Annotated in this window: 12 protein-coding genes and 1 riboswitch; all 12 genes read right to left on the bottom strand. The window is 37.0% G+C overall.

Features of this window, described 5'->3' with window-relative positions; genetic code table 11:
- Positions 1 to 63 precede the first annotated feature (63 nt).
- The 12 genes from rpsB to metK all read right to left on the bottom strand — a co-directional run bounded on the left by rpsB (position 64) and on the right by metK (position 13354).
- On the bottom strand, positions 64 to 777 hold the full coding sequence (rpsB, locus tag QZ334_RS04030) for a 30S ribosomal protein S2 (protein WP_005386735.1): 714 nt from the start codon (positions 775 to 777) through the stop codon (positions 64 to 66).
- Between the two features lie 286 nt (positions 778 to 1063).
- Positions 1064 to 1714, bottom strand: a complete 651-nt coding sequence (rpe, locus tag QZ334_RS04025) for a ribulose-phosphate 3-epimerase (RefSeq protein WP_295232148.1) — start codon at positions 1712 to 1714, stop codon at positions 1064 to 1066.
- Position 1715: 1 nt separating this feature from the next.
- Positions 1716 to 2579, bottom strand: a complete 864-nt coding sequence (gene rsgA / locus QZ334_RS04020; RefSeq protein ID WP_295232145.1) for a ribosome small subunit-dependent GTPase A — start codon at positions 2577 to 2579, stop codon at positions 1716 to 1718.
- A gap of 7 nt (positions 2580 to 2586) precedes the next feature.
- Positions 2587 to 4512 (bottom strand): Stk1 family PASTA domain-containing Ser/Thr kinase, encoded by a 1926-nt coding sequence (pknB, locus tag QZ334_RS04015; RefSeq protein ID WP_295232151.1) that lies wholly within the window; start codon positions 4510 to 4512, stop codon positions 2587 to 2589.
- 27 nt (positions 4513 to 4539) lie between these two features.
- Positions 4540 to 5241, bottom strand: coding sequence for a Stp1/IreP family PP2C-type Ser/Thr phosphatase (locus tag QZ334_RS04010; RefSeq protein WP_295232142.1), 702 nt, complete (start codon positions 5239 to 5241; stop codon positions 4540 to 4542).
- Complete coding sequence (gene rlmN / locus QZ334_RS04005) at positions 5234 to 6280, bottom strand: 23S rRNA (adenine(2503)-C(2))-methyltransferase RlmN (protein WP_295232139.1); 1047 nt, start codon at positions 6278 to 6280, stop codon at positions 5234 to 5236. The genes QZ334_RS04010 and rlmN overlap by 8 nt, the downstream gene beginning before the upstream one ends.
- A gap of 18 nt (positions 6281 to 6298) precedes the next feature.
- On the bottom strand, positions 6299 to 7654 hold the full coding sequence (rsmB, locus tag QZ334_RS04000; protein WP_024066848.1) for a 16S rRNA (cytosine(967)-C(5))-methyltransferase RsmB: 1356 nt from the start codon (positions 7652 to 7654) through the stop codon (positions 6299 to 6301).
- Entirely contained in the window at positions 7647 to 8429 is a 783-nt protein-coding gene (locus QZ334_RS08345; RefSeq protein ID WP_060924648.1) for a DUF116 domain-containing protein, read from the bottom strand. The genes rsmB and QZ334_RS08345 overlap by 8 nt, the downstream gene beginning before the upstream one ends.
- Positions 8413 to 9423, bottom strand: a complete 1011-nt coding sequence (gene fmt, locus QZ334_RS03990) for a methionyl-tRNA formyltransferase (RefSeq protein ID WP_285364181.1) — start codon at positions 9421 to 9423, stop codon at positions 8413 to 8415. The genes QZ334_RS08345 and fmt overlap by 17 nt, the downstream gene beginning before the upstream one ends.
- Positions 9416 to 9904, bottom strand: a complete 489-nt coding sequence (gene def / locus QZ334_RS03985; protein ID WP_005386746.1) for a peptide deformylase — start codon at positions 9902 to 9904, stop codon at positions 9416 to 9418. The genes fmt and def overlap by 8 nt, the downstream gene beginning before the upstream one ends.
- 13 nt (positions 9905 to 9917) lie before the next feature.
- Positions 9918 to 12101 carry a replication restart helicase PriA gene (gene priA, locus QZ334_RS03980; RefSeq protein ID WP_295232132.1) on the bottom strand — a complete coding sequence of 728 codons (2184 nt, stop codon included), beginning with the start codon at positions 12099 to 12101 and terminating at the stop codon, positions 9918 to 9920.
- Between the two features lie 62 nt (positions 12102 to 12163).
- The gene (gene metK / locus QZ334_RS03975) at positions 12164 to 13354 is read right to left on the bottom strand and encodes a methionine adenosyltransferase (RefSeq protein ID WP_119208182.1); all 1191 of its coding nucleotides are present in this window, start codon (positions 13352 to 13354) and stop codon (positions 12164 to 12166) included.
- A 49-nt stretch (positions 13355 to 13403) separates the two neighbouring features.
- Positions 13404 to 13504: riboswitch (SAM riboswitch) on the bottom strand.
- Positions 13505 to 13545 lie beyond the last annotated feature (41 nt).

Genomic DNA, 13545 nt, shown 5'->3' with positions numbered 1-13545 from the left:
TTATATATGTTATAGATTTATCTTTCAAATGCTAATCAGAAATGATTAAGTAGCTTAACAGAATTATTCTGCAGCTTCAGCACCGTCTAAAGATTCGCCTTGACGACCTTCAAGAACAGCGTCTGCCATTTTACCAGCCAACAATTTTACAGCGCGAATAGCGTCATCATTTGCTGGGATTGGGAATTCTACTTCATCAGGATCGCAGTTAGTGTCAACTGTTGCAACAACTGGAATACCCAATTTTTTAGCTTCTGCAATAGCGATTTTTTCTTTTTTAGGATCAACTACGAAAAGAGCACCTGGCATTTTAGGCATATCTTTGATACCGCCAAGATATTTTTCCAATTTTTCCATTTCATGACGAAGACCGATAACTTCTTTTTTAGGCAATACTTCGAAAGTACCATCTTCTGCCATAGCTTCCAATTGTTTTAAACGTTTAATACGAGTTTCAATTGTTTTGAAGTTAGTCAACATACCGCCCAACCAACGTTCATTAACGAAGAACATGTTAGCACGGATAGCTTCTTCTTTAATAGCTTCTTGAGCTTGTTTTTTAGTACCTACGAACAAGATTACTTCGCCTTGGGAAGCAACTTCACGCAAGAAATTGTAAGCTTCTTCTACTTTTTTAACTGTTTTGGACAAGTCAATGATATAAATACCATTGCGTTCAGTGAAGATGAATTTCGCCATTTTAGGGTTCCATCTTCTAGTCTGATGACCAAAGTGTACACCAGCCTCTAATAATTGTTTCATTGATACTACTGCCATTGTGGCACCTCCTGTTAATTAACCTCCGCCGCTTCATCCTTCGGGTCACCCAAAATTAGGCACAGTACCGAAGTCCACCGACGTGCATATTTTTCATACCCAGTAATTTTACCAAAAAATTATTCTAAAAGCAAGCAAGGAGTGAGGATTTATTTAAGAAAACCTCACTCCTTCTATTTGATTATAAAATTATTTTTCTAGTAGCTATTATTTCAAAACATAATACTGTTTAGATACTACTCATATTATTAAGATAGTAAACTCAAAATAACAATTATTATAATAACTAGTTATTTCGAATGGCCTCAATCATATTTGCTCGATCATCAGCGCCAAACACAGCGGAACCAGCAACTAAAATTGTAGCACCTGCTCGTTTAATAGGTACACAAGTAATATCATTAATACCGCCATCTACTTCAATAACTGCAGTTGTGTTGTCCACTTCTTCTAATAGCATTTTAGCTTGTTTAACTTTTTTAATAGCGTTTGGAATAAAGGATTGACCACCAAAGCCAGGATTTACGGACATAATTAAAATCATATCAAGATCACCTGCTACATCCTCCAATAAAGATACTGGTGTACCTGGATTAAGTGATACCCCTGCTTTCATACCACATTGTTTGATATGTTGAATCAATCGATGCATATGAGGCACTGTTTCTTGATGGAATGTAAAATACTCTACACCAATCTTTGCAAACTCTTCTACGTAATCACCAGGATTAGTAACCATTAAATGAACATCAAATGGTAGTTGTGTATAAGGACGGATTGCTTTTACTATAGGTGCACCAAAGGTTAGGTTTGGTACAAAATGACCATCCATAATATCAATATGCAATAAGTCTGCTCCTGCTAATTCAATAGATTTTATTTCTTCACTTAATGTTGCAAAATTTGCAGAGAGCATAGATGGTGCAATTTTAATCATTTTAAAACCTCTTTCGTTGACTTTCTATGTCATTACGTATAGACATATATGCATCATATCGTCCTTGATGAATATGGCCAGCCTCTAAAGCATCTTTTATGCCACAAATAGGTTCATGTTCATGATAACAAGGATTAAATTTACATGTATCAACATAATCACTAAATTCAGGGAATAACGTAGGTAACCGTTCTAATGAAACATCATTGAACTCAATGGCGCTAAAGCCTGGTGTATCCATGATAAAGGAATTTGAATCCAAACTATATAAGGAAGCATGACGAGTAGTATGTTTACCACGCTTAATTTTGTCACTAACCTCTCCCGTTTGGAATGCAAACTTAGGGTCCACTGCATTTAATAAACTACTTTTACCAACCCCGGAAGGACCTGCAAAAGCAGTTACCTTGTGTTCTAAGACATGACGTAAGTCATCAATACCTGTCATATTATATGTTGATGTCATCAATACTTCATAGCCGATAGATTGATAAAGTTTTACCATCTCTTCCGTATCTGAATCCATCAAATCACATTTGTTGATACATAATACAATAGGAATATCTGCATGCTCAATCATAACCAACATTTTATTGAGCAATAACTCATTAATATCCGGCTCATGGGCAGCTACAACCAATACAACTTGGTCTATATTGGCTACCGCAGGTCTTACCATAGCATTATGACGATCATGGATGGACTCAACGAATCCATCCTCTGAAATCGTAACACGGTCACCAACAAGTAAACTGTAGCGACCTTTCTTTAATCTGCCTCGAACTTTACATTCATGAACAGTACTGTTATCGTCTTGTACATAAAAGTAACCATTCATATTTTTGACAACAATACCTGTAATCATAATTCCCCTATAATGCTGTTTCTTGTACTAATGCACCATTGAGATAAACCTCAATGCGAACATTACCTACACCAGACACTTTTTTAACAATACGATCACCAGGTTTATTTGTATCATCGTAGATTACAGCAGAACCGTCATCATCTTTTACGACAATTTTTAGCTCTTGGTTTTTAGAGCCTGCCGGCACTGTAATATCTACCGTACCAGTAGTTTTATTACTACTGCTGTCAGATTTTTTATCATTTTTCTTTTTGTCATCTTTATATTCAGTAGTTAGATTTACTGCAGTACCTTCATCAATTTCATCGCCAGCTTTTATGCTTTGTTCTGTTACAATAGATTTTTCCTCTACAGAACCAGCGACTTGATTAACACCAAGATGAGCATTACTCAATGTATCTCGTGCATCTTTTAAAGTCATACCAATAACATTTGGCATTTGAATCTTTTTAGCTTTAGCTTTATTTACAACGAGATCAATTGTTGTACCTTTAGAAACTTTAGAATCACCAGATGGACTTTGAGCTATGATAACACCATCAGGTTTATTATCTACAGACTGTTGTGTTACTTTACCAACAACTAAACCAACATCTTTAAGTCGTTGTCGAGCTTGGTCTACTGTTAAGCCAGACAAATCCGGTACTGTAATATCACCAACACCTTTAGATACAACAAGGTGAATTGTACGTTGTTCTTTAACCTTTTCTCCTGCACCTGGTGTTTGAGAAATAACTTGACCAGCTGGTACATCAGGATTAGTAACCTCGCTTGTAGAAACACGCAAATGTTTATCTTCTAAAATATTTTTAGCTACAGAAACTTGTTTACCCACAACATTAGGTACATCTACAGTTGTGTTACTCCAGAAATTACCATAACTCAAGAAGGCACCTAAGAAGGCTACTAAAAAAATTACGGCAGCCCCTAGGACGATATATTTTTGTGGGATAGATGCAATTTTACTTAACATGCTCTTCTTTTTACCCTCATCTTTTTGCTCTTCTTGAATATCACTGAAATCCTCAAGTGCTTCAGGATCAACAGCTGGAATCATTTGAGTTGCAAAATCATATGGTTCATGACGTTGAGTTTTACCCATTGTAAAGCCTTGAGACAATCGTAAATCACTTATCATGTCAGAAATAGAATCAAAACGATCTGCAGGGTTTTTAGATAATGCCTTCATTACGACAGCTTCTAAAAGCGGTGGGATTGAAGGATTATATCGAGTTGGTGGAGCTACTTTTTCACGTACATGTTTTAATGCTACTGCAATTGGAGTCTCCCCTTCAAAAGGAACTTTACCTGTAAGCATTTCATATAAAACTACGCCTAAAGAGTAGATATCAGTATTACCATCTACTGGTTTCCCACTGGCTTGTTCAGGTGATAAATAGTGAGCAGAGCCTAAAATTGAATTCGTGTACATAACTGTATTAGTAGCATTCATAGCTCGAGCGATACCAAAGTCAGTTACTTTTACACGGCCCGTACGAGTAATAATGACATTATGAGGTTTAATATCACAATGCACTATTCCCATCGTATGCGCATGTTCTAACCCCTCTGCGATAGCAATAGTGAATTTTACAGCCTCGTCTATGGATAGTCTGCCATGTCGCGTTATATACTCCTTTAATGTTTCACCATCTACATATTCCATAATGATATAGTGTAAATCTTGATCAAACCCTACATCATACATATTTACAATATTAGGATGATTTAATTTGCCCGCCGCTTGTGCTTCTCGTTTAAAACGCGTAACAAACTCATCATCATTAGCAAAGTTAGCATGCAATACTTTAATTGCTACTTGTCTACCTAATAAGGTATCTTCTCCAAGATATACGTCAGCCATTCCGCCAACGCCAATTTTATCAACAATTCGGTAGCGGTTATCTAGAAGTATACCTTTTATATTCATAGTACTCATTATTTCTCCATTTCTAGATTAGATTGTTCCCACCACAATGGTCACATTATCTCCTGCTCCGACATCATATACGGTTTCCATCAATGATTCTACAACCTTCATATCATCATTATTAGATTGTAATGCACTAGCAATAACATCATCTGATACATAACCACATAGTCCATCAGTGCAAAGTAAAATACGATCACCTGGAAGAATAGATTCTACACCACTATCAACCTCTAAGGTATCATCAACCCCAACTGCACGGGTCAATAAATTTCGTTGAGGGTGATTTAGCATTTCATCCTTTGTAATCTCTCCAGCAGTTAATAATTCTTGTACCATAGAATGATCTGTAGTAATTTGTCGTAAAAGACCATCTCTATATACATACAAACGACTATCACCAACACTTGCCCAGTATAATTGGTCACCATTAACGGCCGTAACAACAGCAGTAGTGCCCATACCAGCAAGACGTTCTTCATGAGCTACGCGATTAGCTATACGTTCATTGGCATGAATAATAGCATCACATAAATTTTGTTGCCCCACAGTTTCAAGGGAGGCCAAATACTCTTTAATTTCATCAACAGCATAGGTACTAGCGATTTCACCGCCACTATATCCACCCATGCCATCAGTGACAGCGCAAACGTTACCATCAATAAAGAAACGGTCTTCATTGCGCTGACGCACAAGTCCAATTTTACTTAAACCAACAAAATTATTCATAATTCTCCTTTTTCCGACCATGAGCTGCTTTTAATTGCCCACATGCGGCTTGGATAGCATCGCCCATCTCTTTACGTACCGTTACAGATACGCCATAGGAAGCAACGATGTCTTTAAATGTATTCATATTCGTAATAGATGGTTTATATAATTCTATATGTTCATTGCCATTAACAGGTATTAAATTAACATGGCAATTTGGGAAATCTTTACAGATTTTCCCCAATGCATGAGCCTCCTCCATAGATGCATTTACTGAATCTATAAGAATATACTCAAAGGTGATACGACGTTGAGTCGTATCATAATAATATTTTACCGCATCTAAGACTTCCGTCAATTCATAACGAGCCCCAACTGGCATAATACTACGACGCACTTCATTATTTGTAGCGTGTAATGAAAGAGCCAACGTTATAGGCAAACCTTCATCAGCTAATTTATAAATATTAGGAACCCAACCACAAGTGGAAATAGTCATCTTCCGATAACTAATATTACAAATCATAGGATCATGTAATAGTTGCAGTGACTGCAAAACATTATCATAGTTTTGTAATGGTTCCCCTGCCCCCATAACTACAACAGAATGGATTTGCTCTTTTGTAAGAGCTCCGAAAATAACAACTTGTCCAATGATTTCAGACACTGTTAAATCACGATATAAACCACCCTGTGTAGAGGCGCAGAACACACAACCCATGGCACAGCCAACTTGAGAAGAAACACATACAGAGTATCCATAATGTTGCTCCATTAAAACGGCTTCTACCCGGCTTTGATCAGTCATTTCAACAAGGATTTTACGAGTCTTCCCATCTGGAGATACAAACTCCGTAATTAATGTAGGCAAAGAGATAATACAATTATCACTTAACCATTGACGCAATTCTTTTGGGAATTGTGTCATTTCTTGAAAATCGAACACATATCTATGATAGATATAGTCGATTAACTGTTTCGCTCGAAACTTTTGTATATTATGGGTCTTAAAGATAGATTGTAACTCTTCTAAAGACTTACCCAATAATTCTATCATGGTACTCCATTTCTATTATTATGATATGCGTTTTACACGAGCCATAAAGAATCCATCCATCTGATCTCGTGGCGGATATGTTGTAATCATACCCTCTACAGCTTGTGGCAACCCTTCAAATGATACAGGATCAATGATAAAGTTCTTATGAGTTGCTAGGAATTTTTCTAGTACATCCTCATTTTCCCCACTATTGATAGTACAAGTAGAGTATACTAAATATCCATCAACTTTAACCATTTCAGCAGCTTTTTCTAATATTTCAAGCTGTAATGGAGGTAAGTCAGTAAGTAAAGATTGTGTTTTACGCCAACGCATATCCAACTTTTTTTGTAATATGCCAAGTCCAGAACACGGTGCATCTACTAAGACGCGATCGAATTGTTCTTTCCAATTATCGGGTAAATAACGACCGTCTTGTAGCTTAGTTGAAACTATGGATACTCCAAGTCGTTCAGCATTTTGATTCATAAGCTCTAATTTATGATCGTATATATCACAACTCATAATAGCACCCGTATTATTCATGAGACTTGCCATATGCATAGACTTACCACCTGGTGCAGCACAACAATCTAATATGCGCTCGCCTGGCTTAGGATCAACTACATGAGCAACGAGCATAGACGCTTTATCCATAAAGGTAATATGACCTTCCATAACAGGTTTTGCTTTTTCCAAGTGCCCTTGATGTGCATCAATATAAACTACTTCTGGAATATCATTGTCCTGTTCAACAGTCCATCCTAAATCTCGTAGTTCTTTTAAACAATCTTCAATAGATACTTTTACAGTATTTATACGTGCTGTCAAACGAGGTTGTTCATTAAACCAAGCACAAAGATCTATAGTCTTATCCTTCCCCATTTCATTCATCCATAAGTCAACAAGCCATAAAGGTTGATTATAAATGAAAGAAATTTCTTCAGCCTCAGACTTGGCAAGTTCTCCAATAGAAATACTATCACTTTCACGTAATACTGAACGTAATACGGCATTTACAAAGCCAGATAATCCTCTAGTTAACTTTTTTGCCAGTTTTACAGATTCATTGACCGCTGCACTTTCAGGAACTTTATCCATATAGATAATTTGATAAATGCCAAGTCTAAGGATTTCTACAACCATGGACGATAATTTCTTTAATGGTCTTTTCGCGAAATGAACAATAATGGCATCTAAATAATTTTTTCTACGGATAACACCATAGACCAACTCCGTGAAAAATCTTCGATCTAAATCGGATAAATGATATTTTTGTAAATACTCTTGTAACTTGATATTGGCATAAGCACCATTACGATTAATATCACTCAAAGCTTTCACTGCGAGCAATCGAATATTTAGTTGTTGATTCGTTTTAACTTCAGTCATCGTTTTTCCTACCAATTAATTGTTCAACTGCTGCGCGAACACGTTGAGGATCTACTGTAGTATTGCAACAAGGTCCATTAGGTCTTTCATTTAAAACGCCAATGACAGGTATGGGAAATACATCAGCCATCCCACTTGCTAAATCACGTTCACAAGCAATAGCTACAATAGCCTTTGGTCGTGCTTCTTTTACCTTCATTCGCGCTAATGTACCACCTGTTACCACTATAAATTGACAGCCATACTCTTTAGCAATTTGCAATAAACTTCCAACTTGGCATCTACCACATTGCTTACAATTGTATACGTCATGTGTAACCTTATGAACACATGAACTTTCTTGTAAACAATGAGGTGTCAATAATAATATACGTTCTGGATCAACTGTATACATATCAAGCATCACTAGATGATTAATTAAGTCAATCATAGACTGACGCAATTGATCCTTAGTAACCCCTCTCACTTTACCAATCAATAGGGACACTGGAAACAGTCCATATATAAACTGGTTAGCAAGCCTTAAAACAATAGGATGTAACCGTAGTATACCGAAACTAGCAATAATCAAGGATGCGCACAATAACCATATAACACAAATGCATACAGAAAAAATCACTGTACTTATTATGGGTGCAACAGGATGTAATTGTGAAAGTCCAGGCTCTAATATATACATTAGAAATCCCATAATTACAGTAATTATGGCACATGTAATTGATGACAATATCAGGTATAACGGATACGTTTCGTACTGCTTATATTGAGTCTCCAAAAACGATACCTTCCTTTATCTGATGTCCATTAATAAAATCAATAGCAGAAATACGTTTTTTATTTTCTGGCTGGACCTCTGTCAATAGAATTATATTTCCATCACCACAATATACACCTAAACCGGCTATTTTAGATACGATTGTACCAGGTATAGTTGTGGCTGATATAGCAATTGATACATGTTTACCATGGATATCTATCAAACCGTGAGTCGTATCATTTGGAACCACTTCACCAGACCATACTTTTAAACGTTTTCCATCGAGGTACGTATAACATCCAGGAGCTGGATTAAGACCTCTAATAAGATTTACAATTTCATGGGCTGACTTAGACCAGTCTATGTGCCCCATTTCCTTTGTAATCTTAGCAGTATGTGTAGCCATTGTATCATCTTGTGGCGTAGCCTTAATTTCCCCATTAACCCAACGAGTTAATACGGGAACAATAGTTTCGCCACCAAGCACCGCCATACGTTCAAATAATTGACCTGTCGTTTCACTAGGTAAAATATCGGTCTCTACGATATCGATGATATCACCAGTATCAAGGCCATCATCCATATGCATAATGGTAACACCTGTTTTAGTATCCCCATTTAAAATAGCATAGTGAATCGGCGCAGCCCCTCTATAGTTAGGTAAGATAGATGCATGTACGTTAATACATCCATATTGTGGTAAACGAATAAGCCATGGCGGCAAAATTTTACCGTATGCAATAACTACTACTACATCGGGATTTAGATTTTCAAGTTCTGCTTGTACTTGTTCATCACGTAATGTTACCGGTTGGAATACAGGTAAATTATGATTTAAAGCTGCCACTTTTACAGGTGGCATTTGAACTTGTTTACCGCGACCTTTTTGTTTATCTGGCTGACAGTATACACCAACAATAGAGTGACCAGCCTTTATTAATGCTTCCAAAGTAGGAACCGAAAAGTCAGGCGTCCCCATAAATACGACGCGCAATTGTTTTTGATTAGACAATTTCTTTCTCCTCTGGGTGATCAGTAATCAATCGTAAGTTAGTTGCTTTTTCAATAAACAAATGACCTTCTAAATGATCAATCTCATGTTGAAAAATACGCGCTAAAAATCCTTCAGCTTTAATTGTTACCTTTTTATTATGAGGGTCTATACCTTTAACGGTAATTTTGTCGAATCTTTCCACATCGCCAAAATACCCTGGTACACTTAAACAACCCTCTGGTCCCACTTGAGATCCCTCAGCATGAGTAATTTCAGGATTAATTAATGCAATGAGACCACTACCGGCATGATCATCTACGACGATAATTCGTTTTGACACCGCTACTTGAGGTGCAGCAAGTCCAACGCCCTCAGTCTCATACATTGTTTCCGCCATATCATCGATAAGGGCTCTAAGTTTTTTATTAACATGTTCTACAGGTTCCGCAATTTGTTTTAAAACGGGGTGACCTGCTTTTACAACATCTAATACTGCCATTTATACTCCTATACTAAACAGGATCTACATCAATCAAAAGTCCTTCTTGTGTGAAGATCCATGAATTATATATATATTCTTTTAAATTTGATAAGTCAGTACCGCGAATCATAATCGCTAAACGATACATATCCCGTACTTTTTTGATACTTGCTTCATAAGGTCCATTAATGAGAATATCAGTATTACCTTTATGGGCCTCTAAATCGCTTACAATACGATTAGCTATGGCCTCTAAGGTCTCCATATTTTGATGACGCACTACCATGTGAATCATCTCTCTAAACGGAGGATATCCTAATGCTTTACGATTTTGAATTTCTTCGTTGTAAAAGCCTACATAATCATGAGCCTTACTCTTTATTATAGCATAATTTAACGGATTATATGTTTGTATTACTACACTGCCCGGTTTATCACCACGACCAGCTCTACCAGATGTTTGTGTAAGTAAATCAAAAGTTCTTTCAGATGCGGAATATACAGGAATATTTAAAACTGAATCAGCCGTTAAAATACCAACAGCTGTTACATCTTTAAAGTCATGACCTTTTGACACCATTTGTGTTCCTAGTAAGATGTCATATTTATGAGTCCCAAAATCTTGTAAAATATCTTCTGCTAATTGTTTGTTTTTAGTTACGTCTTGATCAAGGCGGGCAATACGAGCCGATTTAAAATGACGTCGCAACTCTTCCTCTACCTTTTGTGTACCTGATCCAAAGAATTTAATGCGTTTACTATTACACTTTGGACAGACCGTAGGAATCGGTTCATGATGTTCACAATAATGGCACCGTAATTCTTCACCTGCTTGGTGATACACCATAGCTACATCACAATGAGGACACATAATAGTTTCCCCGCAATCGCGACACATTACAAAGGTACTATAACCACGTCTGTTCAATAGAATAATCATTTGGTTATGTTCATTCAATGTTTTTTGAATTAAGCTACTCATAGCATCAGAAAAAACAGAATAGTTGCCATGAAGAATTTCTTCCTTCATGTCCACAATAGTTACTTTTGGCATTGGTTGTTCAAAAATACGATGTGGCAATTCAAGCAACTGATATTCCCCTTGCTTAGCTTTATAATAGGAGGTTACAGATGGTGTTGCAGAACCTAGTATTACAGGACAACCATGTGCTTCCCCACGCCATAATGCAACATTTCTAGCATGGTAACGAACCATGTCCTCTTGCTTATAAGAAGTATCATGCTCTTCATCTACTACGATAAGTCCAATGTCCTCTGCGGGAGCAAATACTGCTGATCGTGCACCAATGATAATATGACTATCCTTGCGACGCAAACGCTCCCAGTTATTATTGCGTTGTTGAACTGTTAACTTACTATGAAATACTACAACTTCATCACCAAAGGTTTCTACAAAGCGCCGTACAATTTGATCTGTCAGTATAATTTCTGGAACTAGAATAATAGCAGTCTTATCTTGACTAATGCATTTTGCTGTAGCTTTTAAATATAGTTGAGTTTTTCCGCTACCCGTTACACCATGTAGCAAAAAGGTTTTATGTTGATGTGAATTCATCGCCTCTTGAATAGGCTCATATACAGCTTGTTGTGCATCAGTTAGTGGTATATTGACTTCTGCTGTAAACAGTTCATCAAAGGTAGTCTTTGTCGCTTTAAATCTAGATTCAATAGTAATCCCCTTAGCTTCACTCACTTGTTTAATGACCATACGTGAAAAGCCTTTAGCTAATAATAAAGCTTTTGATGCGCCCCCTACTTCAAGTAAATATTTTGCCAACTCTCGTTGTTTCTTTTTTCGTTCACTAAATTGTTCTACCGTAAAAGCAGGTGTAACCACAAGCCATTCTTCCTTAGGCGCCTCATAAGATTTTAGAGTTTTATTAACAGTAAATAAACGCAATGCATCGCCATAAGAGAATAAATAATATTCATTTAAACGACGAGCAGTATCCATCATTTCAGGTGTAAACCACGGTTCATTGTCTAATACTTGAACAATATTTCGCAATTTAAATTCAGGGGATTCTAATAATTCTTCATAACCAATAAGAATTCCCTCTTCACGACTATTGCCTAAAGGAATGAGTACGCGTGTACCAGGTAAGACATTACCAAACTTTTCAGGCATTAAATAGCTCAATGGTTTATGAAGTTGTTTGGCCGGTCTATTAATAATAACTTGTGCGACACGCATACATTATATCCTTTCATTTACTATAAAAGGTCTCAGTAGAAATTCTACTAAGACCTTTTGTATTATAAGCCAGCTTCAGCTTTTAAAATTGCTGCTTTGTCAGTACGCTCCCAAGGTAAATCTACATCAGTTCTACCAAAGTGACCATATGCTGCAGTTTTGCGATAATGAGGTTTTAACAAATCAAGCATTTCAATAATACCTGCTGGGCGAAGGTCGAAATGTTTCTTAACGAGTTCTTGAATTTTAGTTTCCTCAATGCGACCTGTACCAAAAGTATCAACTAAAACAGATACAGGATGCGCAACACCAATTGCGTAAGCAACTTGTACTTCACACTTATCAGCAAGGCCTGCTGCTACAACATTTTTAGCTACATAACGAGCTGCATATGCTGCAGAGCGGTCAACCTTAGATGGATCCTTACCAGAGAAAGCACCGCCACCATGACGAGCCATACCGCCGTAAGTATCTACGATGATTTTGCGGCCAGTCAAGCCAGCATCACCATGAGGACCACCGATTACGAAGCGGCCAGTTGGGTTAATGAAATATTTTGTATTTTCATCAACAAATTCAGCAGGCAATGCTGCATCGATAACAAAGCGTTTTAAATCAGCTTTAATTTGTTCTTGCGTAACTTCAGGGCTATGTTGTGTAGAGATAACAATTGTATCAATACGTTTTGGTTTACCATCAACATATTCAACAGTCACTTGAGTTTTACCATCTGGACGAAGATATGTTAAAGTGCCATCTTTACGAACTTCTGTAAGACGACGGGATAAACGATGAGCCAAAGAAATAGGCATAGGCATAAGTTCAGGTGTTTCATTAGATGCATAACCAAACATCATACCTTGGTCACCAGCACCGATTTTATCTAGTGCTTCACCATTACCATCTTTAGATTCAAGAGCTTCATCTACGCCCATCGCAATATCAGCAGATTGTTCATCAATAGAAACAAGTACACCGCAAGTGTCGCAGTCAAAGCCAAATTTTGCACGTGTATAACCAATTTCACGAACTGTATCACGTACGATGCGAGGAATATCTACATATGTATTAGTAGAAATTTCACCTACTACATGAACTAGACCAGTAGTAACTAAAGTTTCACAAGCTACACGAGCAGTTGGATCCTTTTCAATAATCGCATCCAAAACAGCGTCAGAAATTTGGTCAGCTATTTTATCTGGATGGCCTTCAGTAACAGATTCAGAAGTAAAAAACATATGTTTTTCAGCCATTTTATCCTCCTAATACGAAAAAAAGCCTCTCATGTACTCATGAGAGACCCTCCCATCTAACGACATTTGTCATAGGAATTAGCACCTTTTCCTCTTGGAATGGTTGCTGTAGCTTCATAGGGCCTATCCCTCCACTACTCTTGATGAGTTACAGAAATATTATAGTGTATTTACACTGTCTCTTATACACA

The organism is Veillonella sp., assembly GCF_019414865.1.
GTDB lineage: Bacteria > Bacillota > Negativicutes > Veillonellales > Veillonellaceae > Veillonella.
Note: the sequence above shows the minus strand (reverse complement) of the source record. Positions and strands in the feature narration are given on the sequence as shown.

Excerpts from the sequence above, each read along its gene's own strand:
- rpsB (WP_005386735.1), bottom strand. The coding sequence starts at position 777 with ATGGCAGTAGTATCAATGAAACAATTATTAGAGGCTGGTGTACACTTT.
- rpe (WP_295232148.1), bottom strand. The coding sequence starts at position 1,714 with ATGATTAAAATTGCACCATCTATGCTCTCTGCAAATTTTGCAACATTA.
- rsgA (WP_295232145.1), bottom strand. The coding sequence starts at position 2,579 with ATGATTACAGGTATTGTTGTCAAAAATATGAATGGTTACTTTTATGTA.
- pknB (WP_295232151.1), bottom strand. The coding sequence starts at position 4,512 with ATGAATATAAAAGGTATACTTCTAGATAACCGCTACCGAATTGTTGAT.
- QZ334_RS04010 (WP_295232142.1), bottom strand. The coding sequence starts at position 5,241 with ATGAATAATTTTGTTGGTTTAAGTAAAATTGGACTTGTGCGTCAGCGC.
- rlmN (WP_295232139.1), bottom strand. The coding sequence starts at position 6,280 with ATGATAGAATTATTGGGTAAGTCTTTAGAAGAGTTACAATCTATCTTT.
- rsmB (WP_024066848.1), bottom strand. The coding sequence starts at position 7,654 with ATGACTGAAGTTAAAACGAATCAACAACTAAATATTCGATTGCTCGCA.
- def (WP_005386746.1), bottom strand. The coding sequence starts at position 9,904 with ATGGCAGTATTAGATGTTGTAAAAGCAGGTCACCCCGTTTTAAAACAA.
- priA (WP_295232132.1), bottom strand. The coding sequence starts at position 12,101 with ATGCGTGTCGCACAAGTTATTATTAATAGACCGGCCAAACAACTTCAT.
- metK (WP_119208182.1), bottom strand. The coding sequence starts at position 13,354 with ATGGCTGAAAAACATATGTTTTTTACTTCTGAATCTGTTACTGAAGGC.